This window comes from Thermanaeromonas sp., from assembly GCF_021890735.1.
Classification (GTDB): Bacteria; Bacillota; DSM-521; order Neomoorellales; family Neomoorellaceae; genus Thermanaeromonas.
Genome location: NZ_JAKKUR010000003.1, coordinates 15,644 through 39,833 on the forward strand (window position 1 = coordinate 15,644; position 24,190 = coordinate 39,833).

The 24,190-nt window shown below is 51.7% G+C and carries 24 protein-coding genes and 1 tRNA gene; 18 read left to right on the forward strand and 7 right to left on the reverse strand.

Annotation, left to right across the window (positions count from 1 at the left end; translation table 11 throughout):
* The 3 genes from L5656_RS01140 (at nucleotide 1) to L5656_RS01150 (ending at nucleotide 2,989) form a co-directional block, all read left to right on the forward strand.
* The gene (locus tag L5656_RS01140) at nucleotides 1–420 is read left to right on the forward strand and encodes a 2-oxoacid:acceptor oxidoreductase family protein (RefSeq protein ID WP_297197805.1); all 420 of its coding nucleotides are present in this window, start codon (nucleotides 1–3) and stop codon (nucleotides 418–420) included.
* 18 nt (nucleotides 421–438) lie between these two features.
* Complete coding sequence (locus L5656_RS01145; protein ID WP_297197808.1) at nucleotides 439–1,626, forward strand: aconitase family protein; 1,188 nt, start codon at nucleotides 439–441, stop codon at nucleotides 1,624–1,626.
* 94 nt (nucleotides 1,627–1,720) lie between these two features.
* Nucleotides 1,721–2,989: an SLC13 family permease gene (locus L5656_RS01150; RefSeq protein ID WP_297197811.1), complete on the forward strand. Its 1,269-nt coding sequence runs from the start codon at nucleotides 1,721–1,723 to the stop codon at nucleotides 2,987–2,989.
* A 112-nt stretch (nucleotides 2,990–3,101) separates the two neighbouring features.
* Here the strand turns inward: L5656_RS01150 and L5656_RS01155 are convergent, their stop codons facing one another.
* Complete coding sequence (locus L5656_RS01155) at nucleotides 3,102–3,467, reverse strand: hypothetical protein (protein WP_297197814.1); 366 nt, start codon at nucleotides 3,465–3,467, stop codon at nucleotides 3,102–3,104.
* A gap of 233 nt (nucleotides 3,468–3,700) precedes the next feature.
* On the opposite strand from L5656_RS01155, the gene L5656_RS01160 reads away from it, so the two are divergent.
* The 6 genes from L5656_RS01160 (at nucleotide 3,701) to L5656_RS01185 (ending at nucleotide 10,941) form a co-directional block, all read left to right on the forward strand.
* Nucleotides 3,701–5,098 carry an NAD(P)/FAD-dependent oxidoreductase gene (locus L5656_RS01160; protein WP_297197817.1) on the forward strand — a complete coding sequence of 466 codons (1,398 nt, stop codon included), beginning with the start codon at nucleotides 3,701–3,703 and terminating at the stop codon, nucleotides 5,096–5,098.
* Nucleotides 5,099–5,126: 28 nt separating this feature from the next.
* Nucleotides 5,127–6,413 carry an adenylosuccinate synthase gene (locus L5656_RS01165; protein WP_297197820.1) on the forward strand — a complete coding sequence of 429 codons (1,287 nt, stop codon included), beginning with the start codon at nucleotides 5,127–5,129 and terminating at the stop codon, nucleotides 6,411–6,413.
* A gap of 190 nt (nucleotides 6,414–6,603) precedes the next feature.
* On the forward strand, nucleotides 6,604–7,173 hold the full coding sequence (locus L5656_RS01170) for a LutC/YkgG family protein (RefSeq protein WP_297197823.1): 570 nt from the start codon (nucleotides 6,604–6,606) through the stop codon (nucleotides 7,171–7,173).
* The gene (gene ldhH, locus L5656_RS01175; protein WP_297197826.1) at nucleotides 7,142–9,310 is read left to right on the forward strand and encodes an L-lactate dehydrogenase (quinone) large subunit LdhH; all 2,169 of its coding nucleotides are present in this window, start codon (nucleotides 7,142–7,144) and stop codon (nucleotides 9,308–9,310) included. The genes L5656_RS01170 and ldhH overlap by 32 nt, the downstream gene beginning before the upstream one ends.
* The gene (locus tag L5656_RS01180; RefSeq protein ID WP_297197828.1) at nucleotides 9,307–10,062 is read left to right on the forward strand and encodes a FadR/GntR family transcriptional regulator; all 756 of its coding nucleotides are present in this window, start codon (nucleotides 9,307–9,309) and stop codon (nucleotides 10,060–10,062) included. The genes ldhH and L5656_RS01180 overlap by 4 nt, the downstream gene beginning before the upstream one ends.
* A gap of 21 nt (nucleotides 10,063–10,083) precedes the next feature.
* Nucleotides 10,084–10,941: a class I SAM-dependent methyltransferase gene (locus tag L5656_RS01185; protein WP_297197831.1), complete on the forward strand. Its 858-nt coding sequence runs from the start codon at nucleotides 10,084–10,086 to the stop codon at nucleotides 10,939–10,941.
* Here the strand turns inward: L5656_RS01185 and L5656_RS01190 are convergent.
* Both L5656_RS01190 and L5656_RS01195 read right to left on the reverse strand, forming a co-directional pair.
* Nucleotides 10,920–12,308 carry a cbb3-type cytochrome c oxidase subunit I gene (locus L5656_RS01190; RefSeq protein ID WP_297197833.1) on the reverse strand — a complete coding sequence of 463 codons (1,389 nt, stop codon included), beginning with the start codon at nucleotides 12,306–12,308 and terminating at the stop codon, nucleotides 10,920–10,922. The genes L5656_RS01185 and L5656_RS01190 overlap by 22 nt on opposite strands.
* A 16-nt stretch (nucleotides 12,309–12,324) precedes the next feature.
* Nucleotides 12,325–12,732 (reverse strand): c-type cytochrome, encoded by a 408-nt coding sequence (locus tag L5656_RS01195; protein ID WP_297197837.1) that lies wholly within the window; start codon nucleotides 12,730–12,732, stop codon nucleotides 12,325–12,327.
* Nucleotides 12,733–12,967: 235 nt separating this feature from the next.
* Here L5656_RS01195 and L5656_RS01200 point away from each other — a divergent pair, with 235 nt between their 5' ends.
* From L5656_RS01200 to L5656_RS01230, 7 genes are all read left to right on the forward strand, one after another.
* On the forward strand, nucleotides 12,968–13,993 hold the full coding sequence (locus L5656_RS01200; protein ID WP_297197840.1) for an alpha-hydroxy-acid oxidizing protein: 1,026 nt from the start codon (nucleotides 12,968–12,970) through the stop codon (nucleotides 13,991–13,993).
* Nucleotides 13,994–14,102: 109 nt separating this feature from the next.
* Entirely contained in the window at nucleotides 14,103–14,450 is a 348-nt protein-coding gene (locus L5656_RS01205) for a cupin domain-containing protein (RefSeq protein WP_297197843.1), read from the forward strand.
* A gap of 57 nt (nucleotides 14,451–14,507) precedes the next feature.
* Nucleotides 14,508–14,582: transfer RNA gene (locus L5656_RS01210), tRNA-Gly, on the forward strand.
* A gap of 105 nt (nucleotides 14,583–14,687) precedes the next feature.
* A complete protein-coding gene (locus L5656_RS01215) occupies nucleotides 14,688–15,215 on the forward strand; it encodes a DUF2179 domain-containing protein (protein ID WP_297197845.1) in 528 nt (175 codons plus the stop codon).
* 70 nt (nucleotides 15,216–15,285) lie between these two features.
* Nucleotides 15,286–15,819, forward strand: a complete 534-nt coding sequence (locus L5656_RS01220) for a thermonuclease family protein (RefSeq protein WP_297197848.1) — start codon at nucleotides 15,286–15,288, stop codon at nucleotides 15,817–15,819.
* A gap of 54 nt (nucleotides 15,820–15,873) precedes the next feature.
* Nucleotides 15,874–17,451 carry a glucose-6-phosphate dehydrogenase gene (gene zwf / locus L5656_RS01225; protein WP_297197851.1) on the forward strand — a complete coding sequence of 526 codons (1,578 nt, stop codon included), beginning with the start codon at nucleotides 15,874–15,876 and terminating at the stop codon, nucleotides 17,449–17,451.
* Entirely contained in the window at nucleotides 17,433–17,993 is a 561-nt protein-coding gene (locus tag L5656_RS01230) for a cyclase family protein (RefSeq protein ID WP_297197854.1), read from the forward strand. Before zwf ends, L5656_RS01230 begins: the two co-directional genes overlap by 19 nt.
* 14 nt (nucleotides 17,994–18,007) lie before the next feature.
* On the opposite strand, the gene L5656_RS01235 is transcribed toward L5656_RS01230, so the two are convergent.
* The 4 genes from L5656_RS01235 to L5656_RS01250 form a co-directional block, all read right to left on the reverse strand.
* Nucleotides 18,008–18,802 carry an ABC transporter permease gene (locus tag L5656_RS01235; protein WP_297197856.1) on the reverse strand — a complete coding sequence of 265 codons (795 nt, stop codon included), beginning with the start codon at nucleotides 18,800–18,802 and terminating at the stop codon, nucleotides 18,008–18,010.
* Nucleotides 18,803–18,849: 47 nt separating this feature from the next.
* Complete coding sequence (locus L5656_RS01240) at nucleotides 18,850–19,830, reverse strand: ATP-binding cassette domain-containing protein (RefSeq protein ID WP_297197859.1); 981 nt, start codon at nucleotides 19,828–19,830, stop codon at nucleotides 18,850–18,852.
* Nucleotides 19,831–20,245: 415 nt separating this feature from the next.
* On the reverse strand, nucleotides 20,246–21,406 hold the full coding sequence (locus L5656_RS01245; protein WP_297197861.1) for a UxaA family hydrolase: 1,161 nt from the start codon (nucleotides 21,404–21,406) through the stop codon (nucleotides 20,246–20,248).
* Nucleotides 21,407–21,410: 4 nt separating this feature from the next.
* A complete protein-coding gene (locus tag L5656_RS01250; RefSeq protein WP_297197864.1) occupies nucleotides 21,411–21,689 on the reverse strand; it encodes a UxaA family hydrolase in 279 nt (92 codons plus the stop codon).
* A 170-nt stretch (nucleotides 21,690–21,859) separates the two neighbouring features.
* Between L5656_RS01250 and L5656_RS01255 the strand changes: the two genes are divergently transcribed.
* Complete coding sequence (locus L5656_RS01255; RefSeq protein WP_297197867.1) at nucleotides 21,860–22,558, forward strand: N-acetylmuramoyl-L-alanine amidase; 699 nt, start codon at nucleotides 21,860–21,862, stop codon at nucleotides 22,556–22,558.
* Between the two features lie 123 nt (nucleotides 22,559–22,681).
* On the forward strand, nucleotides 22,682–24,067 hold the full coding sequence (gene amrA / locus L5656_RS01260; RefSeq protein ID WP_297197870.1) for an AmmeMemoRadiSam system protein A: 1,386 nt from the start codon (nucleotides 22,682–22,684) through the stop codon (nucleotides 24,065–24,067).
* Nucleotides 24,068–24,190 lie beyond the last annotated feature (123 nt).

Here is a 24,190-nt window from a genome sequence, read left to right on the forward strand (position 1 = left end):
ATGATGGAAATCCGCTTTCACGGCCGTTACGGCCAGCCAGTCACTCCCTGGGCCATGGCCATGGCAGAAAGAGCCTTAAACCGTGGATTTTTTGTGCAGGTTTTTGAAAACTTCGGGGCCTTCCGGCCGGGAGCCCCGCTTTATACCACGGTTAGAATCAGCAGCGATTTCATCTACACCCGTTCTGCAAATAAGAGCACACCGGATGTGGTAGTGGTGCTGGATAACAGCCTTTTCAGCGTTGTAGACGTCACCCAGGGGCTTAAAAAAGGAGGAGTAGTGATAGTCTCGGGTCTTTCCCCAGAGGAGACGGGAATAAAGGGATATAAAATCACCACCCTAGAAGTACCTCCCGGCACGGAAGTTAAAGCGCGCCAGGAAAGTTTGTGGCAGGCCCTATGCGGTCTGCTGAACCTCTAAAGTGCGGAGAGGATCGGCATGCATTTCGTTCACCGTGTACTGGCTGCCGCCGCAGGCCGGCCGAAAGTCGAGACCGGTGAAAATATCATAGTAAAGATAGATCTGGCCTTAGGGCATGACGGGACAGCCGAAAAGGTGCTTGCCCACTGGCCTCCGGGCGGGAAGGTGTGGAGGCCGGAGAAGGCCGTGTTCACTTTAGACCACCTTTTGCCGGCTCCTACTGTGGCTGCTAGGGAGTTACACAGGCGCCTTTTGGAGTTCGGACAGGAGCAAAAGATACACGTGTTTTCCCGGGGAGAGGGGGTTCTCCACCAGGTAGTGGCAGAAAAGTTTACCCCCCGGGCGGGATGGATAATAGCAGGGGCCGATGGGCACGTAACCACGTCCGGGGCCTTCGGTGCCCTGGCCTTCACCGTTAAACCGGAGGAATTGGTGGGAGTCCTTTTGACCGGCAGGTTGCCGGTACGGGTTCCCCCGCTATATACGGTGGAAGTCGTGGGTCGCTTACCCAAGGGGACAACTGCGCGGGATCTCGCTCTGGAGGTAATTAGAAATTTGGACCGGGAGAGGGTTCAGGGAGCGGCTTTGGTGTTTCAAGGAGAAGGGGTGTGGAATTTAGGTACTGCCGGTAAAATGGCCTTATGTAACCTGATAGGGGAGACAGGTGCTGTAACAGGATTGATCATTCCGCCCGAAGAAGTGAAGCCAGGAGAGAAGCCCGACCTTAAAATAGATGCTTCCAGCCTCAAGCCTTTAGTAGCATGTCCCCCTTCTCCCTTTAACGTACGGTTTTTGAAGCACCTGGAAGGGTTACCCATCACCCAAGGGGTGGTGGGGGGATGTGCCAGCGGGCGCCTAGAAGATATGCGGGAATTAATTGTCGGACTTAATGGACGTTTAGTCCATAAGAATGTAACTCTTCTAGTTACTCCGGCGTCTCGGGAGATTCTGACCGCTATGGAAAGGGAAGGTATGACCCGGGCTCTCCGTGAGCAGGGTGCTATGATACTTCCGCCGGGTTGCGGACCGTGCCCTGGCAAGCATCTGGGGCTTTTGGCTCCCGGCGACCGGGTCTTAGCCGCTACAGTCCGGAACACTCCGGGACGTATGGGGGCCGATGCGGCTGAGATCTACTTAGCTTCTCCCCGGGCTGTAGGAGCGGCGGCTGCCGCAGGATGCCTCGTTAGTCCGGAAGGGGGTGATTGAGGGAAAGTTTAAGGGGGAAAGTTTTACGAAGGATCTTACAGTTTGACAGGTTTTTCTGCAGCAACCTAAAACAAGGGGAGGGAATTTATAGAGGATGTCGGTACCTGTGATTTCTTTAATAGCGCTGATTTTTGTAATTGTTATAAGCTGCATCTTTCCTTTAAATATTGGTGCCATGTCTTTAGGATTATCCCTCGTTGTAGGGCATTATCTGGGCGGTATTAAAGTAGCCGATATAATCAAGGGGTATCCTGTAAACATATTTTTGATGCTGGCCGGCACTACCTATTTGTTTGCATTAGCCCAGGTGAATGGTACCTTAGAAAAGATCGTTAAGTACTCTATAAAAGGTGTGCGGGGGAATGTAGCGATTCTTCCCATTATCTTTTTCTTCCTCGCCTTTGCCCTTTCCTCGATGGGTCCGGGGCAGATAACCATTGCTGCGCTGATGGCGCCTATGGCCATGCTCCTCGCAGAGGAAGTAGGTATTAGCCCCTTGCTTATGGCCATCGTTGTGGGTAACGGCGGGCAGGCGGGCGCTATGTCCCCCATTGCTCCGGCGGGGGTTATAACGGCGGGGTTGACCGCCAAGATGGGTCTTTCGGGCGTAAGCAATATCTTGTGGCTGAACCAGCTTCTGGGGCATTTCATAGTTTCGGCCCTGGCTTACATTATTTATGGTGGCCTTAAACTTTGGAAAGTTAAAGATACGGGACAACGACAGGTCCTGGCGAGCATGGAGATCGAACCTTTTACCCGTAACCAGTGGATAACCCTTATTGCTATTTTGGTGTTCGTTATAGGCGCCCTCTTCTTTAAGATGGATGTAGGTCTTGGAGGTTTCCTCATCGGTACCATCCTGGCTCTGTTTAAAATATCTGACGAAGGTAAGGCCATTAAGCAAATGCCCTGGGGTACTATCTTGTTTGTATGCGGTGTAACGGTGCTTATTGAACTAATGAAGAACATTGGCGGTATGGAGCTCTTTGCCGGAATTATAGCTAGCGTTTCTACACCTTTTACCATTACTTTAGTCACTGGTTTCCTGGCCGCGCTGATCTCTGCCTACGCTAGCACCACAGGTGTTATTTTACCGGCTTTTATCCCCATGGCTCCTATGTTACTAGAAAAAGTTGGAGCCCCTGCCACTGAGCTTGTGCCCTTGCTTTCCGCTATTGTGGTTTGCGGGTTCCTTACCGACCTCAGCCCCCTATCCACCACTGGCGCCATCTTTTACGCTAACGCGGGCGAAAAGACCGACAAGAAGAAGCTCTTCCGGGATATGCTTATTTGGGGCTTATCCATGTCCGTAGTCGGAGCAGTCGTGAGTTGGCTAGCTTTTACAGTTCTGCGGTTGCCCTAAAAATTTAAAATGTATAAGGTGTGAGAAGACCCAGGACAGGCAGACTTTGAACGGCGGCAAGTTTCAAATCGCGGCCTGCGCTGTGGAGAAGCTTCCACAGCGCTTTTTTCTTTTATTTTTCTGGGGCTTCAAAACGGAATACTATCCGCGGAAGTTTGGGCTGTGCTTGAGGTGTTTCCGGGAGAGGGGGAAGTTCAGGCGGTGAAGGTGGGGCGGGGGGATGCGGGGACGGCGGCCAGGTACCAGGGTAAGGGGGACGCTCGGGGGGATGCCTAGGGGCATGCACTATGGTCAGGCTGTTCAGTATCATCTCCTCTTCACACCTTAGCTTCCCTTCCCGGTAGGTTCTCCGGCGAATCTCTACCCGGGGTATGTAGGCGGAAACCTCATGGGGCCAGGGCAGGCTGAATTTTCTTACCATCTTCATTGTTACTTGGCCGATTTTGATTTTTACTTCATCAGAGGTAAAATTATCCATATTCCTCCCTCCTTAAGCATTTTATGCTTATTGCTGGAGCAGTGGTCCCTTAGCCTTCATTTAACCGGTAGTAGAGCGATAAATATTGTGCCCTATTGCGTTTGACAAAAGAAAGTTTCAAAAGGAGAGAACCTTGATTACCGCCCGGCCTTCTGTTACAATATACCTGGCTTAAGGGCTGCTCCGTAAACAGGGGCTATTTTTTTGCCCTTAAGATTTAAGGAGGAGAGAAAATGGCCCCCAAATACGACGTTATAGTTGTAGGCGCCGGGCCGGCCGGTATATTTGCCGCTCTGGAGATAGTAAGACGTGGCGGCGGGCTTAAGGTACTAGTGCTGGAAAAAGGCCACGATCTTGAGCGTCGGCACTGCCCGTCTAAAGAAGGAGGGGGGTCTTGCCGTCATTGTTCCCCTTGTTCCATGGTTTCCGGTTGGGGTGGTGCAGGGGCCTTCAGCGATGGTAAGCTCACTTTATCTTCCGAGGTGGGCGGGTGGTTGAGCGAGTATATCCCGGAGCGGGAAGTGGAAGAGCTAATTAGTTATGTAGACGGTATTTACCGTTCCTTCGGTGCTCCGGAAAAAGTGTACGGTGGCCCGGAAGATGAGCGGATCGCTGAAATACAGAGGAAGGCTGTTTTAGCCGATCTCAAACTTATTCCGGCTCCCATACGCCATCTGGGTACCGGGCGCACCCAGGAGATCCTTAAAGCCATGAAGGATTACCTTCTAGAAAAAGGTGTAGAAGTGAGGACCGATGAACCGGTAGAAGAGATTGTTACTAAAGGAGGGCGGGTGGCCGGGGTAGTTACTAAAGACGGGCAGGAAATCTCTTCGCGTTATGTAATACTTGCTCCGGGCCGGCAGGGAGCAGATTGGCTTAGGAAGGTGGCTAACCGCTTAAGACTAGAGCTGGCCGTTAATCCCGTGGATGTAGGTGTTAGAGTAGAAGTCCCGGCCGTGGTTATGGAGCATTTAACTGATGTCATCTATGAATCGAAATTTATCTTTTATTCCCGAAAATTTGATGACCGGGTACGCACTTTTTGCATGAACCCCCACGGAGAAGTGGTACTAGAAAACAACGAAGGGCTGGTCACGGTAAACGGCCATTCTTATGCTGACAAAAAAACTGAGAACACCAACTTCGCCCTCCTGGTAAGCAAAACCTTTACCGAACCCTTTAAGGAGCCCATAGCTTACGGTCGCTATATAGCCGGGCTGGCCAATCTCTTAGGGGGAGGGGTACTGGTGCAGAGGTTGGGTGACCTCCTCGCCGGCCGGCGGACCACCCACGACCGTTTAAGTAAAGGTTTGGTCACCCCTACTCTTAAGGAGGCCACCCCCGGGGACCTGTCCTTGGTCTTTCCTTACCGCCATTTGACTGCTATAGTAGAAATGCTCGAAGCCATGGACAAAATAGCTCCGGGGGTTTATTCCCGCCACACCCTTCTTTACGGCGTGGAGGTAAAGTTTTACTCCTCTCGACTTAAACTAAATTCCAACCTTATGACGGAGGTTGACGGGTTGTATGCCATAGGCGATGGAGCAGGGGTGACGCGGGGATTGGCCCAAGCATCTGCGGCCGGGGTGATAGCTGCACGGGATATTTTAAGTAGGGAAGCTAAGGGTTAGAGCAAATCCCAAAAGGCGGTGGAGATTTATGCCGGGAGTTGTCCTTGTCGGCGCCCAGTGGGGTGATGAGGGTAAGGGGAAAGTAACCGATTACCTGGCGGAAAAGGCCGACCTGGTAGTACGCTACCAGGGGGGAAGCAATGCCGGGCATACGGTAAAAGTGGGAGAAGAAGAGTTTAGGCTTCATTTAGTACCTTCCGGTATCCTTTACCCTGGGAAAATTTGCATAATCGGAAATGGCGTAGTAGTAGATCCCCAGGTTTTGGTGGAGGAACTGGAAGGGCTTAAGGAGCGGGGAATAGATACTTCGGGCTTGCGCCTAAGCTACCGCGCCCATGTGATTTTACCATACCATAAAAGGCTAGACGAGCTGGAGGAGGAAAGACGGGGAAGCGGACGGTTAGGTACGACCAAGCGAGGTATAGGGCCGGCTTACGTAGATAAGGCAGCTCGCACGGGCATCCGGGTTGTGGATCTCTTGGACCCTGAGGAATTCCGCCAAAGGCTAGCCCTTAACCTTAAGGAGAAGAATGAGCTCTTCACTAAGGTTTACGGTACTTCCCCTTGCTCTTTGGAAGAGATCCTGGAGGAATACTTAGAGTATGCAGAGCGGCTGCGACCTTTAGTGGCCGACACAGGTCAGATAATAAACCAGGCCTTGCGGGAAGGGAAGAAGGTACTCTTTGAAGGAGCCCAGGGTACGCTTTTAGACTTGGACCAGGGAACTTACCCTTATGTAACTTCTTCTTATCCCGTGGCTGGCGGCGCCTGCATAGGAGCAGGTGTGGGGCCTAAAGCTATAGATAGCGTTATAGGAGTGGCCAAGGCTTATACTACCCGGGTGGGGGAGGGTCCCTTCCCTACCGAGGCTAAAGATACCGCAGGTGAATACTTGCGCCGCCGGGGAGGAGAGTACGGGACCACTACCGGTCGTCCCAGAAGGTGTGGCTGGCTAGACGCCGTAATTTTACGCCATGCCGCAGATGTTAACGGTCTTACCGGCCTAGCCCTTACCAAGCTGGACGTGCTCACAGGTGTAGATCCTATACAGATCTGTACGGGTTATTTATATAAAGGTAAGATACTGTCCAGTTTTCCGGCCAGTCTAAGAGTTTTGCAGGAATGCGAGCCCGTCTATGAAGAACTTCCAGGCTGGGCGGACGATATAACGGGAGCAGAAAGCATCGAAGATCTTCCCCCGGCTTGCCGGGCCTATATCAGGCGGGTTGAGGAGCTGGCAGGGGTTCCGGTAAAGCTTATAGCAGTAGGGCCCCGGCGAGATCAGACTATAGAAGTCGCTGATATTTTTGGGTAGAAAAACGAAAATTTTTGGTTATGAGGGCTCCCCGGTGTAGAAGGAGCCCTCAAAATTGTTATTGCTGGGCTGGGCTTTTGCCAGCGAAAAAACTGAGGATACGCCAGTAATTAATACGATTGCCTGAGCCGGAATAAAAAGATATAATTAAATCATCAGGTGGTCAGGCCAGCATAAAGGGGGATGGAGCTTGGTAAGGGAAGACTTAGTAGAAAGCTTTTGCCGTCACGCAAAAGCCATGGGAGCGCTGACCACAAAGGTTAAAGATGTCCAAAGAATGAAGAATGAAATTTTAGAGTTTTTAAAGCCACGGGGCCAAAGGGTGGCTGTAGCCGTTTCTCCTCTTTTAAAAAGCGCCGACCTTGAAGCGGCGTTAAAAGAAGCGGGTTTTGAAGTGGAGACAAGCGGGGCTTGGTTCGCCAGGGAAGCAGATAGCGGGATAGTGGAGTTCGACTTAGGGGTGGCGGAAACGGGAACTCTGGTCCACGATGCTACAGACCTTTATAAACGCTTGGCCTCCATGCTCCCGCTTAATTGTGTGGCCGTCCTTCCGGCTAACCGCATCGTTCGTGATATGACACAAGCTTTTGAGTATTACTTAGGACAAAAAACTTGGCCCGGTTACCTGGCCCTCGTGACCGGCCCCAGCCGTACGGCTGATATCGAACGCAGCCTTACCATCGGTGTCCACGGGCCGGAGTGCCTTTTAATAGTTCTGGTGGAAGAAGGTGAGGGAAGTAATGCCGGGGACTCCCTTTAAGGCAAGAGTAAGGCAGGCCCTCCTAAACCCCACTTTAAGGGGTGCTCTGGAGCGCTTTGCTGCGGATTATGTTGTAGCCAGGGAGCAGGTGTTCGCAGGCCGGGATTTCGAAGGGTTAAGGACTAAAATCGCATCCATCAAATCCGCTGCAGCCCTTCAGTTAAGGGAACTAGGCGAGGAATTTGCCCGGCAAGTGACTTTGCGCGGCGGCAAAGTGTTTTTTGCCCGGGATGCGGCTTCGGCTCGGGAATATGTACTGAAGGTAGCAAAAGAGCATGGAGTTACCCGGGTGGTAAAATCCAAATCCTTCGCTACAGAGGAGATACAGTTAAACGAGTATCTGGCCGAACACGGCATAGTATCTTACGAAACCGACCTCGCTGAATGGATCCTCCAGCTTATGCCCGGTGAGCGCCCTTCCCATATGGTGATGCCGGCTATCCACCTGCCTAAAGAAGAGGTGGCGAAGGTTTTTAGCCGCCACAAAGGTAGACCCGTAGAACCGGATATTAAAACTATGGTGCGCATTGCCCGGGAGGAATTAAGGGACAAATTTTTAACGGCCGGATTGGGTATAACCGGGGCCAATATAGCAGTAGCCGAGACGGGGACCATCATCCTTTTTACCAATGAAGGAAATGCTCGCCTGGCTACCACCCTCCCTCCTGTGCACATTGCCGTGGTGGGGTACGAAAAGCTGGTGCCGCGGATAAAGGATGTACTCCCTATCCTGGAAGCCCTCCCCAGGAGCGGTACGGCCCAACCTATAACGAGCTACGTTACTATGATCACGGGGCCGGTACCGGTTGGAGGTGTAGAAGGTACTGCCCTTAAGGAGTTTCACGTGGTTTTGCTCGATAACGGCCGGCTGGAGATGGCCAGGGATCCGGTTTTCCGGGAAGCCCTCCAGTGCATACGGTGTGCGGCCTGCACCAACGTTTGCCCCGTGTTTCAGCTTGTAAGCGGCCAGGTATACGGTTTTGTTTATTCTGGAGGCATTGGGAGCATCTTAACGGCTTTCTTTAATTCCGTGGAGCAGGCAGCAGACCCCCAAAGCCTTTGCATAGGGTGCCGGCGTTGTACGGAGGTGTGCCCGGCTAAGATTAATATTCCTGATCTAGTGTTGGAGCTGCGGAAGAGGATAGCAAGGGAGCACGGCATGCCCTTTTCCTACCGCCTGGCCTTGCGGGGTGTGGTGGCTAAGCCTAAGGTTATGCAGGGGGTCCTTGCTTTAGGGAAAAAGCTACAGCGGCCCGTAACCGGTGGGCAGCCCTTTATTAGAAGCTTGCCCGGTCCTTTTAAAGGGTGGACCGAAGGGAGGAGCTTGCCGGCCCTGAGCTCCCGGCCGTTGCGTGAGCGGATAAGGGATTTAGAAAAAGCTCCGGTAGAACCCCGGCTGACGGCTGCCTTTTATGCCGGTTGCGTTATAGATTATGTGTATCCCGAGATAGGGGAAGCTATATTTAGAGTATTACAGGGAGCAGGCGTCCAGGTAAGGTTTCCTTTAGACCAGGGCTGCTGCGGGGCGCCGGCTCTTTATACGGGAGATATAGAGACGGCTTTAAAGCTTGCCCGCTGGAACATTGAAGTGCTGGAGAGAGCTTCTACGGGGGTAATTATTACCGCGTGTCCCACCTGTGCTGTAGCTTTAAAACACAAACTGCCTTCCCTTTTAAGCGGAGAACCGACATGGTACGAAAGGGCTTTGGATATAGCGGCGAAGGTTAAAGATTTTAACGAGCTGGTGCAGGAGATGGAGGTGAGTTTTCCTGGATTTAGCACAGGGGAAAGAATAAAAATCACCTATCACGACTCCTGCCATTACAAGCGCCACTTGGGTTTAGCTCAGGTAGCTCGGGAGGTTTTAAAACGCCACAAAGGAGTAGAACTTGTGGAGATGCAAGAAAGCGACCGCTGCTGCGGTTTCGGCGGCTCATACACCCTTAAGTACCCGGAAATAAGCCAGGCCTTACTAGAGCGCAAGCTTCGCCGCATTTTAGAGAGCGGAGCCAGGATAGTGGTCACCGATTGCCCGGGATGTCTGGTGCAGCTTCGTGGGGGGCTGGATAAGACTTCTAGCCCTGTCCTGGCCAAGCATACAGCCGAAATTTTAGCGGCCGGGCAGGATCTGCGGTGAAAAAGCACGAATACATCACTGGGAAGCCGGGGCCTGGGGGTGAAAAGGGTTTGAAGCTTAAACCTATAAGGACCAGGAAGATATACGAAGAGATAGTTAATCAAATTAAGGAACTCATCGGCGAAGGTAATTTAAAACCCGGTGACCGCCTGCCTTCCGAGCGCGAGTTGGCCGAGCGTTTGCACGTGAGCCGGGCGTCAGTGAGGGAGGCCTTAAGCGCCTTGGCTGCCATGGGGGTCATTACCATCCGGCCGGGGGAAGGGACCTTCGTGCAGGCGGTAAGGAACGGGGCTATAGTAGAGCCTTTGGCTATGGCCCTCCTTATGGACCGGCAAGCCACGCTAGACTTGTTGGAAGCAAGAGAGATCTTAGAGACGGAAACGGCGGCCTTGGCCGCACGGCGGGCCTGCCCGGAAGAGATGGAAAAGTTGGAGGAGATTATAAAAGAGATGGAAGTGGAGCTAGAAGAGGGGCGCCTGGGAGAAGAGACGGATGTCCGCTTCCATCTTACCATAGCGGAAGCCGCTCACAATAGCGTTCTGTCCCGGCTAATGTACACTGTTTCCGATACCATACGCCAGGCCCTCCGGAGCAGCCGCCAGCGGTTATACCAGACACCCGAAAATGCGGAAAAGTTGTACCTGCAGCATAAGGCCATTTACGAAGCCATAATCTCGCGCGACGCCAGGGGAGCCCGTCGGGCCATGGCCGACCACCTTAAATTTGTGGCTCGGGAGCTTAAGAAGGGGTAGTTTTAGGAGGGAGCAGGGATATTGACTAGGGAGCTCTTCGGGGATTCTCTTTTTTGGGAGAAGATGTGGCAGGAGGCCAGGGCCAAAAGCCTTTACGGAAGGCGGCTTCCCGGCAGGGAGGAAGAGTACTGGAACCGCAGGGCAGCAAGCTTCACTAGCCATTCCCGGAGCCGTGAAGCCCAGGAAAGAGCAGCCAACATCCTTCACTTGTTGGGGCACCGTAACGTCCTGGACCGGGAGGCAGAAGTTCTAGATATAGGATGCGGCCCGGGGACTTATGCTTTAGTACTGGCCCGCCGGGTCAGGCGGGTGGTAGCCCTGGATCCGTCCCCAGAGATGCTTTCTGCTCTAAAAAGACGGATGCAAGAAGAGCGGCTGGAAAATATTGAGGTTGTCCAAGCGGCCTGGGAAGATGTAGATTTGGAGGACCTGGGGTTTAAGAAGCGTTTTAAAGCGGTGCTGGCCCTTATGACCCCGGGGATCCGTGATGCAGCTACCTTAAAGAAAATGATAGAGGCTTGCCACGGAGTGTGTGTACTGGGGGGGCACGTCCGGCAGGAGGAAGAGGGCCGGCGGGAACTTTGGCGAAAGCTTATCGGGGGTGAAATACCTCCTCTAGCCCCGGAGGCTTTTTATATTTTTCACCTTCTTTATTCATGGGGTTATCTCCCCTCTTTAGAATTAGAGCGCCGACCCATCTGGAGGGAAATGAGCGTAGATGAGGCCGTAGCGGAGTACGAAAACTTCTTTTACCCGTATATAGACCTTAACGACCAGGCCCGCAGAATTATTACAGATTACGTCGTTTCTCATGCCGTGGAAGGCAAGTACATTCAAAAAAGAGAATTTATAGCAGCCTACCTATGCTGGAGCGTCTGAAAGATTACTAAGCGAAAGAAATGGAGCCACATTTCCAGAGCTAACAGAAAGGCACCAGCACCGAAGACGGCCCCCCCTGCTGCCCGGAGCAGGAGGTAGGGATGAAGCAACAGGTGAGTCCGGGTGAAATTTAGGCCTGCCACATAACATAAGTAGCTTTGCAGTAACCCGGTTAATATCAAACTGCCGCTCATTATAGCTAGGCCGGAGTTAAGAAGGATAACGGATAGTTTTACGCGCTTTTTGTGGGCAGCGCTAAGGCTATACCTTCGGGTGAGGATAAAATAGCTGGTACCCAGCACCAGAAATCCAAAAAAGCCGAAGAGGGCCATGTGGGAGTGGGCGGAAGTTAAATAAGTACCGTGGACGTAAAAATTAAGGGGCGGCAAGGCTAAAAGAAAGCCCAGCAACCCCACACCCACTATATTCCAAAAGACACTGGAGTAAAAGAAGTAAAGGGAAATATGGTTCAAATTGGAGGAATATAAAGAGCGGAAAGCCGTAATCCCTAAAAGAACTATCGGAATTACCTGTATAGCACTTGCTGCGGCCCCTATAAGCTGCCAAAACCGCGGTAGGCCGATCCAGTAGAGGTGGTGGGCTGAAGCCAGGGCGCCGGAAAAAAGGACCAGGATTGCCTCCCATAAGATTAGCCGTTTAGCCCGGTTTAAAGGGACTACCTTAAGGGTGGCCAGCCAGAGGGAGGCTACGGTAGTGGCTACAAGTTCTAAGCTACCTTCTTCCCACAGGTGAACTACCAGGAACCGGAAGGTATCGTCTACGGTGGGGTGCAAGACGGGAAAAAGGTTGGGTAGATAAAGGAGAGAGGCAAGGAGAAAGCCGCTGAACATTATGATCGTTTCCGGGTGATAAAGCAGTCTGTTTTTAAATATAGAGATTAAGAGATTAAGGATAAAGAATAAGAATCCTACCAGCAAAGCAACTTTAAAAGGGAAGGGTGCTTCAAGATATTCCCTACCCTCGGTATGACCTAAAGCCAGGGAGGCCAAAAGCAGAAGGATAGTTATAAGCAAATACCAGAAATTCCACTTTATCAGCTTGGGAGTATAAAGTTCGTTACCCGTGAATTCTACTATAAAATAGCAGGCACTTCCCATAATACCTAAAAGAGGCCATAGCAGGCTCAAATTAAGGTGCATAGCCCGGCCGCTGGTGAAGGCTATGGGGGTCGGGAGATCGGGAAACACGAGATGAAGGGATCCTCCGGTGGCCAGAAAGCTTTGTAAAGCTAAAAATGTAAATACGGATAATGCATAAGGATAGCTTGCCTTTTGCGAGGGGCTGTCATGGTCTTTATCTTTTTTGTTCCCTTTTTTAAAAAACAACTTAAGAAAGAACTCCAACATTCCTTTTTGATTCCTTCTATTTTTGGGCTGAGCTATTCCTTACCGGTTTAGGGGGCCACCCGTGGGTATCGATTTCGCTTACTTTTTCTAGAAAGGATATAACGCTTTTTGCTTGTTCTGGATCTAGAGCAATATGGCGCAATTGCTTAGCAGGAGGTAAAACAGGGGGAGAGGTTAAAAAGGCTAGCAATTCCTCTTTAGTTTTGGTGGCAGTTACAAAGGTAAGATCGCCCCCTGAGTAACCCCCGTTCCCGAGTAAAGTGTGACATTCGATGCACCCTTTTTCCTGCCAGATTTTTTTCCCGGCCATGGCTTCTTCAGGCCAGGTTTCCTCGTATAAGGGCTTAAGGGAATAGAAAAGGGGTAGCCCGAAGAGAAGCAGGGAGACGAGTAAAGTTATAAGGTAAACCCCCAGGGATTGCATGGGCTTAAAGTTTCTCCTTTGGGCTTGCTTTTCTTAGCTGCATGCTTTTTTAGTTTACCTTTAACAACAGGGTTTTATGTATATTTCGGGCAGAAAAGGTCGGAAGCTTGGTGGTATAGGGCAACAGGACTGGCCTAAGATGATTGGAGATTTAAGATGATTAAAGATAACAAAAGAAGGAAATAGGGGAGATATATAGAATTACACGAAGGATAGACATAAAGGAGTGAAGAAAATGGATCTGGAAGAGGTGCGCGAGAGGGCGCGGGAGGTTCTTAGAGGGATTTGCAGGGTGTGCGCTGTATGCAATGGTCGGAATTGCCCCACCGGGGTACCCGGAATGGGAGGGGCAGGTACGGGGGAAGGTTTCCGCCGCAACATTGATGCTCTGGCCAGTTGGAAGTTGAACCTGCGGGTGTTACATTCTAGGAAAGTACAGGATACTGGTTTTGAATTTTTCGGCCACAAATTGCCTTTTCCCATTTTGGCAGGAGCTATAGCAGGAGCCAAGGTAAATTTTGGTGGGAGGTTGGAGGAGAGAGAGATAGCTCGGGCGCTGGTTTTGGGGGCTAAGGCTTGTGGGACGGTGGCTTTAACGGGCGACGGCCCAGATCCCGAGGTTTTTTCCGCAGGCTTAGCTGCCATTAAAGAGGCCGGCGGGTGGGGTATTCCGGTTATCAAGCCCAGAGCTAACGAGGAAATTATAAAGCGTATTCGAGAGGCGGAAAAGGTAGGTGCCCTAGCCATAGCTATTGATGTAGATGCGGCAGGTTTGCTCAATATGACAAGGGTTGGCCAGACGGTAGAACCTAAAACAGTGGAAGACATCCTGGAGATTGCTCGGTCCACTTCTCTACCTTTGATTTTAAAGGGTGTCATGACTGTGGCCGATGCTGAAGCGGCTTTAGCCGGTGGCGCAGCAGGTATAGTGGTATCCAATCATGGAGGCCGGGCCCTAGATCATACCTTGGGGACGGCGGATGTATTGCCGGGCATAGCGGCCGCCGTCCAAGGGAAACTTATGGTTTTGGCTGATGGAGGGGTCCGTTCAGGAGTAGATGTGCTTAAAATGCTGGCCCTTGGCGCGCAGGCTGTTTTGGTAGGCCGACCTTTATTAATCGCTGCCTGTGGAGGAGGACCTGATGGGGTTAAGGCCCAGTTGGAATCCTTAGCTCAGGAACTTACGGTGGCCATGCGCCTTACAGGGTGCGGAAACTTGCGGGATATATCTTCAGAAATAATAACGCCTGTTAGGTCCTAAGTTGAGCTAGAGCCCACTTTGGGACGTGTAGGCTACTCTGGCCTCTATAGCCCCTGTTAGGCCCTAAGCTAAGGTCTGCCAAAATGACTTAAGGGGAGGTATAAGCTTGATGGACAGGTTTTTTAGCGTTTCCGAAATTGTAAAAGGGTTATCTTCCGGTAACCGGGCGACAAAGACGGTTCTTTACGAAAACGACCGGACCAACACCGCCATTTGGTACGTGCCCCCGGGGGAAGAAGTGGTAGCCCATTGGCACCCCAACAGCGATGATGTCTGGGTTATTTTAAGCGGTGAAGGAGAATATTATCTGGGTGACGGTACCACTCAGACGGTGAGAGCGGGTATGGTAGCTGTAGCCTTCAAGGGCCAGATCCACGGAGTAAAGGCAAAAGGTTCGGAACCGTTAATATTTGTGGCCTTTCAGTCTCCCGTACCGGCAGAAATGATTAAAATATAATGACCATGGCCTACTTGACAAAGGAGGAATAGCCGCCTAAAATAGAAAGTGCAACGGGCGGAAGTAGCTCAGTGGTAGAGCATCGGCTTCCCAAGCCGAGGGTCGCGGGTTCGAATCCCGTTTTCCGCTCCAGCCTGTTTTCCCGGAAGGCTTCCCGGTGATTACCGGGAGGCCTTTTTAGTTTGGCAAGGATCAATTTGTTCGTTTTTTCATACCTTAGGCGGGGGAAGAAATTTAATGTTCTCTTTACTTGCCGGGTACCTGCTTATTTTTTTAGCTAGGGTAACTGATGTAACTCTAGCTACCTTGCGGGTACTTTTCGTGGTTCGGGGGAGGCGTTTCCACGCTGCTGGCCTGGGATTTATAGAGGTAATAATCTGGGTTGCTAGTTTAAAATTTGTTATGGAACATCTCTCCGACCCTGTAAGTGTAATTTTTTATGCCCTGGGTTTTGCTACCGGAAATATTGTAGGAAGCTATATCGAAGAAAAGATGGCCTTGGGGCAAGTGGCCGTTCAAGTTATCACCCTGTGCCATCCCATGGAGCTTGCCCAAAAGTTGAGGGATGCAGGTTACGGAGTTACAGTCACCCAAGGGTACGGTAAAGAAGGTACACATCCCATTTTGTACTTAAACCTTCCCCGGCGGCGCTTAGCAGAGCTTCAGGAGCTTTTAAACCGCTGGGATGCCCAGGCTTTTGTCGTGATACAGGATGTAAAGGATACGTGCGGAGGTTTTTATGGATGGCGTAAAGGCGGGAAATAGAAAGGACGAAAGCCCTCCTTTTAGCGAGACGGAAGACCGATTTTTACAATTCATGAGGAGAGCGGGTGGAGTGAAGGCGCGAAGGGTTAGAAGAAAAAGGATAATTCCTTGGCTTTTTATCACCTTTTTAAGTCTGATAGCTTACAAATTTCTAGGTTTTAACAGTGAACAGGCAGGGCCTTTCCTGGAGGCCAGGGTTCAAGAGGTTATAGACGGTGACACGGTTACAGTAGTCTTGGGAAGCGGAAGGAAAGAGAAGGTACGCTTTATAGGTGTTAATACTCCGGAAATCAGCGGGGAAGTTCAACCCTACGGGTTGGAGGCGAAAGCCTATACGGAGAGGCGCCTTCAGGGCAGGCGCATTTATCTTGAACTGGATACCTCCGAACGGGATAGGTACGGGCGCCTTTTGGCTTACGTCTGGTTAGAAAAACCACGGGACATCTCCGACACGGAAATACGCACCAAAATGTTTAACGCGGAGCTGTTACGGGAAGGCTATGCCCAGGTCATGACCGTTCCTCCCAATGTCAAATACGCCGAGACATTCAAGCGACTGGAAAATGAAGCCCGTAATGCAGGAAAAGGGCTATGGGGTTTATAAGGCCATCCCGGGAACAATAATAAAGGATGCCTGAATTAACGGGGGTAGACCGGGATGGCCGAAGGTCACCACATAGATCCCGCCCTTTTTGTCATATTTGGTGCGACGGGAGATTTGGCCCGGCGCAAGCTCTTCCCTGCCCTTTATAACCTTGCGGCAGAAGGGCTTCTACCTCCCGGAGTGGCTATAGTAGGGGTAGGACGCCGTCCCTTTGATTCCGCGTACTTCCGGGAAAAATTTATTTTGCCTGCCCTCTTGGATAATTCCCGTCTGGCCGGAAGCGTGCCCAAGGATTACTCCTCTTTGGCCCGGCGCTGCTACTATTTTGCGCTGGACCTGCGGAATTCTGCGCGCTACGTGGAGCTTAAAAATTTTTTAGACCAGCTAGATCGGGAATGGGGTGCCCGCAGCAACCGCATTTTCTACCTGGCCTTGGCCCCAGAACTTTTCGGGACTGTGGTGGCAAATCTTAAGGAGAAAGGCTTCCTCAATAAAAGGTTTCACAGTTGGCAGCGGGTTTTGGTGGAGAAGCCTTTCGGTTGGGACCTGGCTTCGGCCCAGGCCTTAAACCGGGAGCTGACTCAGGCCTTTTCAGAAGAGGATATTTACCGCATCGACCATTATTTGGGTAAAGAGATGATCCAAAATATCATGGTCATAAGGTTTGCCAACGCCTTTTTCGAGCCGGTATGGAATAACAAGTATATCGACCATATACAGATTACTTCTGGCGAAAAAATAGGGGTGGGAGAGCGGGCGGCTTATTACGATAAGGCCGGGGCTTTAAGGGATATGTTGCAGAATCATATGCTCCAACTTGTGGCCCTCATGGCCATGGAGCCTCCGGTTGGATTGGACGCCCGGTCTATCCGTCTGGAGAAGGCCAAGATCTTTCGCTCCTTGCAACCCTTTACGGGAGAAAGGGTCCTTCAAGATATAATCCGGGGACAATATGGTCCCGGCTATATTGACGGAAGACCTGTCCCGGGCTACCGGGAAGAAGCAGGGATCCCTGCCGACTCCTTAACCGAAACTTTTATAGCCATGAAGCTTTTCGTGAATACCTTTCGCTGGGCCGGAGTGCCCTTCTACCTGCGGACCGGGAAGCGCCTTCCGGCCAAAGTCACGGAAATTGTAATCCAGTTTAAGCCCCTGCCGGAAATCCTTTATTTCAAGGAATACGGCGAGCTTTTGCCCAACGTCTTAGTAATACGCGTCCAACCCCTGGAGGGTATTTTTGTGCAGCTTAATGCCAAGCGGCCGGGGAGGAATAACTATATCGTACCCATAAGACTGGATTTTTGTCAGAACTGCGGGGTGGGTACCAATTCTCCCGAGGCTTACGAACGCCTGCTCTATGACGCCTTGCGCGGGGATACGACCCTTTTTACTGGATGGGAGGAGGTGGAATATGCATGGAGGTTTGTGGATCCTATCGCTCAGGCTTGGGCGAATATTCCCGTGCGCTTTCCCAATTATGCTGCTGGGGAATGGGGTCCGCCCGAAGCCCGGATTCTTATAGAGCGGGACGGCAGGCGCTGGTGGGGGAGCTCCGGGTATATGACGTATCCTGGCCCATTTACCCGGGTATGCCAGTATACAAAGGAGAGCCGGTGCGGCAGCCCTGGTTAGAACTATTTAGGGATTATCCCTCAGGCGTTAGGGAGACCCGTCTGGTGCTCCCTAGCCATACAGGTACCCACCTGGATGCCCCGGCGCATATTATTCCGGGAGGTAAGACCGTAGAGGAGATAGACCTTACGTTGTTACTGGGCAAATGCCGGGTGGCGGACCTAACCTTTGTTGAAGAAGCAGTAGGAGCAGACGACCTCCAAAATCTAAATATTAAAGCTGGAGAATTTCTCCTTTTTAAGACCCGGAATTCCTACCAGGATGCTTTCGACCCTTGTTTTGTTTATTTAAGCGAATCCGGTGCGCGGTATTTAGTAGAAAGAAAAATAAGAGGGGTCGGGTGGGATGCTCTAGGTATTGAGCGGGCTCAACCCGGGCATCCAAGCCACAGGTTACTGCTAGAACAAGGTATCGTTATTTTAGAAGGATTGCGCCTTAAGGAGGTAAAACCCGGGGAATACGGTCTTGTAGCCCTTCCCCTGCCGGTACAGGGTGCTGAAGCAGCGCCGGCCAGGGTAATACTTTTAGAGTCCCTTGCCTGATTTTTAAAGCTCTATTATTCCTGGCGACTAAAGGACCAGGTTCCCCAGGCTCCCAAGGCTAAGACCAGGAGGAGCAGGACCGATAGGTCGATCTTGAGGTCATAGCGCACTAGGAAGGACAAAATTTGGGGGTCGGCGTTGCGGTAAACCAGAAGGCGCAGGGCATCCACACCATAGGTTAGGGGATCCAGGCGCATAAGGAAGGCCATCCAGGCAGGCACGCTTTGCATGGGGAACATGGCTCCGCTGAGAAAATATAAAGGCATGATTAAGAAATTCATGATCATCTGGAAGCCCTCCATGGTTTCCATGTGACTGGCTATGGCTATACCGAAGAAAGTGAGGGCGAGGGAAATTAGAAAGAGAATGGCCACAAGCTGAACGGCGGTAATAAAATCGAGGGAAACTTGAGCCAGGGGAGCAAGGAACAGGAGGATAAAAGCTTGAGCCATGGCCGCAGTACTTCCTCCCAAGGCCTTGCCGATGGCTGTAGCCCAGCGGGGGACCGGGGCTACCAGTACTTCCTTTAGGAACCCGAATTCCCTATCCCAAATAATGGAGATACCGGAGGAAATAGAAGTAAACAGAACGGACATAGCCAGGATCCCCGGGTACATGAATTGGAGGTAACTAATATTTAATCCAGGAGGTGCTCCCCTAAACCCCATGGCGGAAGAGATGCCTTGCCCGACGATAAGGAAGTAGATCAAGGGTTGGCCCAGCATTCCGATGATGCGGGTACGCTCTCTTAACAAGCGCAGAGTATCCCGGTACCAGATGGTATAGATAGCACGTAAAGCAGCAGGCATAAGCGTAAACTTGTTACCTCCCGGTTTAATTTTTAGGTTGCTGTCCTCTAACGCCGTAACGGCCTGCGGTGGGAGCTTAACCGCATGCGTTCTACTGCTGAAGCTTCTTCTTCGCGGATGGCACGGCCGGTTAATTTAATAAATACATCGTCTAAAGTTGGGCGCCTGAGGTGGATGCTTTTAATTTGATTGCCGAGGTCGGAGGCCAGACGGGGTATAAAGCTCGCCCCATCCCTCACTTCTATCCTTAATCCTTCCGGGCTATGCTGGACCTTAACATTATACTTGTCCCTGATAAGGGGCGCAAGGTCTATCCCTTCGACGGGAACTACTGTCAGTATATCTCCGCCCAGTGAGCGCTTTAAATTATCGGGAGTGTCCAGGGCCTGGATGCGGCCGTAATCGATAATGGCGATCCTGTCGCAGTTTTCGGCTTCATCCATGTAGTGGGTGGTCATAAATATAGTGAGGCCTTTTTCCTTCCGGAGTTTATGAAGATGTTCCCAAATGGCGGCGCGTGTCTGAGGGTCGAGACCAACTGTGGGCTCATCCAAGAAAAGAATGCGCGGATGGTGGAGGAACCCCCGGGCTATCTCTAGCCGCCGGCGCATGCCTCCAGAGAAAGTGCGGACAGTATCCCCCTGTCTTTCCGCCAGTCCCACCATTTCCAGCACTTCCTGTATCCGCTTTTTGAGCACTTGACGGGAAAGGCCGTAAAGCAGGCCGTGGAGGTAGAGGTTCTGGGCGGCGGTTAAACGGTCGTCCAGGGAGCTGTCTTGGAAGACTATCCCCAAGGAGCGCCTTACTGCATGGGGTTCGCGTAAGACATCGTATCCTGCAAGGCGTGCCCTGCCCCTTGTGGGCTTAAGCAAGGTGCACAATATTTTTATAGTGGTAGACTTACCTGCACCGTTCGGGCCCAAGAAACCGAAGATCTCCCCTTCCTCTACTGTAAAGGAGATGTCATCTACCGCCACTACTTGGCCGAAGACTTTTTGGAGATTTTCCACCTCGATGATATGTCCCATGGTCCCCCTCCAAACTTACCAACATTATAGCTCTAACTTCTAAAGAGGTACAACAAAGACAGTGCCCTCAGAACAAATACCCCCGGGAGTACCGGGGGTAGGTCACCATTTACCTGGCCCTGGCGGAGCAAAGGCTTAACTGTCGCCGAAGAAGAGCAGGATGAGGATCAAGAAGAGAATGAAGGCAAAACGGTTGTCGAAGAGTAGTCCGGCCACTTGATTTCACTCCCTTCAGGTGTTTTCATTACCATAATATGATGCTCCGGTAAAAGGGTGAGAAAACTAAGGGAAAGCTTAAAAAGGGCCTGGTCTAAGGGAACCGGACGGAGTCCCGCCGGGCCGGCCCGGAAAATAAAAAGGGAGGTAGGGGATTTTCCCCTTCCTCCCTGGCTAAGATTTAAACCCTTTTATGTTACTATGCACTGCGGTAGAGTTTGGTAAGGACGAACTCTTTATGGCCCAAGGCTTCAGCTTTGGTGAAACGGCCGTTGAGAGTGCGGAAGAATTCTTCTAGAATTTTCGTCCCTGCCTCTTCCAGATTCATTTCCCGGCGCAAGATCCCGCTTAAATCCACATCTATATGCTCGCTCATGGTGGATACGGTGATGGGGTTGGCCGATATCTTTATAACAGGAATAATGGGATGCCCCACGATGTTACCTTGGCCGGTGGTGAAGAAGTGGAGTACCGAGCCGCCCGCGGCAAAAAGCGTGATACACTCTGCGGCAGCCGAGGAGGTCTCCATGTACCACAAGCCTTTGCCTTTGGGGGGTTCTGCCGGCTGGAGCACCCCTTGAATAAGGGAGCGCTTTCCTATCTTTTGGATATTGCCCAGAGCTTTTTCTTCGATGGTGGTCAGACCTCCTGTTATGTTACCTTCAGTAGGTTGGGATCCAATGAGATCTACACCCTGGGACATAATAAATTCGCTGTAAGACGTGAAACTGCGCATGAATTGTTCCCTAATCTCTGGGGTAGCGCAGCGCTCGGCTACCAGGTGTTCGCCTCCCGTAAGTTCTGAGGTCTCCCCGAAGAGGACCGTAGCGCCCATATCCACTAGGCGGTCCACGGCGTTGCCCAAGGCCGGGTTGGAAGCGAGACCAGAAGTGGTGTCGGATTCTCCGCATTTAATGCTCACGACAAGCTCCGAAACATCGCATTCTTCCTTCTTGAGTTCGGTGGCGTACTGTACGTATTCCACAGCCTTACGGGCAGCCATTTCTATGACCTTGAGGTCGCCGTAACGCTCGATGGCAAACCCGGTTACGGGTTTCTTGGTTGCAGCGATACCTTCTACTACGCGGTTGGTCCACTTGGGTTCTATACCTATAACTATACAGGCGGCCACATTCGGATTGGAGCCGGTACCTATCAAAGTGCGGAAAAAGAGTTCTAAGTCTTCTCCGAATTGTAAGCGCCCGTAAGGATGGGGGAGGGCTATAGTTCCTTCTACCAGTTTGGCTACGCCTTCGGCAGCAGTGTTAGAAAGGTCGTCTAAAGGGAGGATAACAACATGATTCCGTACGCCCACACGGCCGTTTTCTCTGCGGTAACCTAGAAATTTAGTTCCCGGCATATTTTTACCACCTCGCGGTCTTAAGATTGTGTACATGGACGTGCTCGCCCCGGGCTATCGTTTCGGTTGCCCTGCCGATGGGCTGGCCGTATTTGATGACCATTTCACCTTTGGCTATGTCCTGGAGGGCGATTTTATGGCCGAGCGGGATGTTACTTTTGGCCTGAACTTCGATGATAGTGTCATCTTCCATGACCCAGCCAGTTACTTTTTCACCGGCCTGGATATCCGCCACAGCAACGCCTACGGTATCTGCCTTGGCGTGTACAAAAAACTTTTCCACTTTGGAAAGTTCCCCCTCTCCCAGGTATATGAGGTCAGTGGTAATACCACTTTTATTGTAGGACTAGCTAAGCCTGCCTGTCAAGGCTGCAAGGGCGAAAAGTTGGGGAAATTACTACCGGCCTAAAGGAGAGGAATTTATCATATGGATTAAGGCGGGGGGATAAAAGTATGCCTAGTAAAGTAGGACGATTTGGCGTATGGGCGGCACTGGCCGTAACAGTTCTCGGTACACTCGTATTTGTACACACGGTTTTGCAGGGATACCGGGAACGTAAAGCTGTTGAGGCCCTCTCTTGGGCTTTGGCCAACCAAGTGGTTGTAGTGGATCCAGGGCATGGGGGCATCGATGCCGGTGCCCGGGGACCGGGGGGCACGTTAGAAGCAGAGGTAGTCTTGGGTATAAGTCGAAACTTGGCGGCATTTTTGAGGCAGGGCGGGGCCAGGGTGTTCCTTACCCGGGAGGATGAAGAAGCTCCGGAAGGTGAAAGCGGGGATGACCTGGTAGAAAGGGTGCGCTTGGCCCAAAAGGTGGGAGCAGATATCTTTGTATCAGTCCACGCCAATGCGTTCAACGAGCGTGAGTACGGAGCCCAGGTATTTTTCAATCCTGGTTCTAAGGAGGGAGAAAGGCTGGCAGCGGCCATCCAGGAAGAGATCCGCCGGCTGTTGAAAAATACGGAGCGGGAACCTTTGGGTTTGGATGCCTTTGTCCTTCGTAGCCTAAATATTCCGGCAGTAATCGTAGAGGTCGGCTTTCTCAGCAATCCCCAGGAAGAAAAGCTTTTAAGAGATAAGGATTACCAGCGCAGGATGGCCTTCGCGATTTATTCGGGGATTGCCAGGTATCTGGCAGAGCGAAAACGGTAACCCCTAAACGGTAACTACTAAATTTATGCTCCGTGTGGTAAAGTATACCTAAAGGAAGGGTTTACATTAAATTTCAAGGGGCATAAATTTCAAGGGTCAGGTCATATTAAAAGGGGTGGTAATGTGGGCAGGTTGCTGGAAGTTATCTTTCTACCCCACCCGCCTATCATGGTACCCGAGGTGGGGGGAGAAGAGTTGACTAAAATCGCTTCCACTGTAGCTTCTGCCAGGGAAGTGGCCCGGGAGGCAGCTAAGTTTGCTCCGGATGTAGTTGTCATAATATCGCCCCATGGTCCGGTTTTCCGGGATGCCGTGGGTCTTTGGGCTACGTATGAGCTTAAAGGAAGTTTGGCCGCCTTCCGTGCTCCGCAGGTTAAATTTCGCTATATTTTGGATCAAGAATTAACACGGGAAATAGCAGCCGCGGCCAGCCAAGAGGGAATACAGGTTGTTTTGCTAGATGAAAATAACAGCAGGCGTTACGGTTTAGTTCCCGAGCTCGATCACGGGATGATGGTTCCTCTTTATTTCCTGCGCGAGGCGGGAGTGGAGGGGCCTTTGGTGGCCATGGGCATGGCCTTTATGCCCCGGGAAAAACTTTATGCCTTCGGAGCCGCCCTCGCCCGGGCTATCAAGTCCAGCTCCCGCCGGGCTATCCTTATAGCTAGCGGCGACCTATCCCACCGGTTGACCCCGGAGGCACCGGCCGGCTACGACCCGCAGGGAGAGATTTTCGATGGCCGGCTGAAGGATTTGATTGCGGCCTTTGACGTGACCGGGATTTTAAACTTGCCGGAAGAGCTGGCCGAAAGGGCAGGTGAATGCGGGCTCCGTTCGTTCATTATGGGCTTAGGAGCGCTGGACGGCTACCGGGTGGAGGGTGGGGTTTTTTCTTATGAAGGACCCTTTGGCGTAGGGTACCTGGTAGCTCGTTTTTTAGTCAGGGAAGAAGACCCGGACCGGAGCTTGTTAAAGAAAAAGCCGGAGCAGAAGGAGGCCGAATTGTCTTTTCCGGTACGGCTGGCCAAGGAAAGCTTGGAGCATTATTTGCACACCGGACGAATTTTGCCCGTACCCAAGGACTTGCCGCCGGAAATGGAACGGCGTGCCGGGGTGTTCGTATCCATAAAAAAATTCGGGCAGCTACGGGGATGCATAGGGACCGTCAGCCCCGTCCGCTCCAATATTGCCGAAGAAATTATCTACAATGCTTTAAGCGCAGGACTGGAGGATCCCCGCTTTCCGCCGGTTACCGTTGAGGAGCTACCCTATCTAGAATATTCGGTCGACGTCTTGGAGGAACCCGAACCTGTAAGCAGCCTAGAAGAACTTGACCCGCGGGTATACGGAGTTATAGTATCCAGCGGGCGCAAAAAAGGCCTACTTCTGCCGGACCTGGAAGGGATAGATACACCGGAAGAGCAGGTAGCCATCGCCAAACGCAAGGCCGGTATAGGGCCTAATGAGCCTTGCCGTCTCCAGCGCTTTCGGGTTACGCGATATCGCTAAAGGGCATTGGGTATTTAGAAGGCCACCCCAAGAACAGGAGTAGTTGGAGGGCAGATGACTTAAATGAGGGGCCCGGATTGTAATGAAGATAAACGTGTGAGGGGATCTGGATTGTAAAGCGAT

Bases quoted from the DNA above. Each gene is read 5' to 3' on its own strand.
- L5656_RS01140 (WP_297197805.1), top strand. From the start codon at position 1: ATGATGGAAATCCGCTTTCACGGCCGTTACGGCCAGCCAGTCACTCCC.
- L5656_RS01145 (WP_297197808.1), top strand. From the start codon at position 439: ATGCATTTCGTTCACCGTGTACTGGCTGCCGCCGCAGGCCGGCCGAAA.
- L5656_RS01150 (WP_297197811.1), top strand. From the start codon at position 1,721: ATGTCGGTACCTGTGATTTCTTTAATAGCGCTGATTTTTGTAATTGTT.
- L5656_RS01155 (WP_297197814.1), bottom strand. From the start codon at position 3,467: ATGGATAATTTTACCTCTGATGAAGTAAAAATCAAAATCGGCCAAGTA.
- L5656_RS01160 (WP_297197817.1), top strand. From the start codon at position 3,701: ATGGCCCCCAAATACGACGTTATAGTTGTAGGCGCCGGGCCGGCCGGT.
- L5656_RS01165 (WP_297197820.1), top strand. From the start codon at position 5,127: ATGCCGGGAGTTGTCCTTGTCGGCGCCCAGTGGGGTGATGAGGGTAAG.
- L5656_RS01190 (WP_297197833.1), bottom strand. From the start codon at position 12,308: ATGTTGGAGTTCTTTCTTAAGTTGTTTTTTAAAAAAGGGAACAAAAAA.
- L5656_RS01195 (WP_297197837.1), bottom strand. From the start codon at position 12,732: ATGCAATCCCTGGGGGTTTACCTTATAACTTTACTCGTCTCCCTGCTT.
- L5656_RS01200 (WP_297197840.1), top strand. From the start codon at position 12,968: ATGGATCTGGAAGAGGTGCGCGAGAGGGCGCGGGAGGTTCTTAGAGGG.
- L5656_RS01205 (WP_297197843.1), top strand. From the start codon at position 14,103: ATGGACAGGTTTTTTAGCGTTTCCGAAATTGTAAAAGGGTTATCTTCC.
- L5656_RS01215 (WP_297197845.1), top strand. From the start codon at position 14,688: ATGTTCTCTTTACTTGCCGGGTACCTGCTTATTTTTTTAGCTAGGGTA.
- zwf (WP_297197851.1), top strand. From the start codon at position 15,874: ATGGCCGAAGGTCACCACATAGATCCCGCCCTTTTTGTCATATTTGGT.
- L5656_RS01235 (WP_297197856.1), bottom strand. From the start codon at position 18,802: ATGCCTGCTGCTTTACGTGCTATCTATACCATCTGGTACCGGGATACT.
- L5656_RS01240 (WP_297197859.1), bottom strand. From the start codon at position 19,830: ATGGGACATATCATCGAGGTGGAAAATCTCCAAAAAGTCTTCGGCCAA.
- L5656_RS01245 (WP_297197861.1), bottom strand. From the start codon at position 21,406: ATGCCGGGAACTAAATTTCTAGGTTACCGCAGAGAAAACGGCCGTGTG.
- L5656_RS01255 (WP_297197867.1), top strand. From the start codon at position 21,860: ATGCCTAGTAAAGTAGGACGATTTGGCGTATGGGCGGCACTGGCCGTA.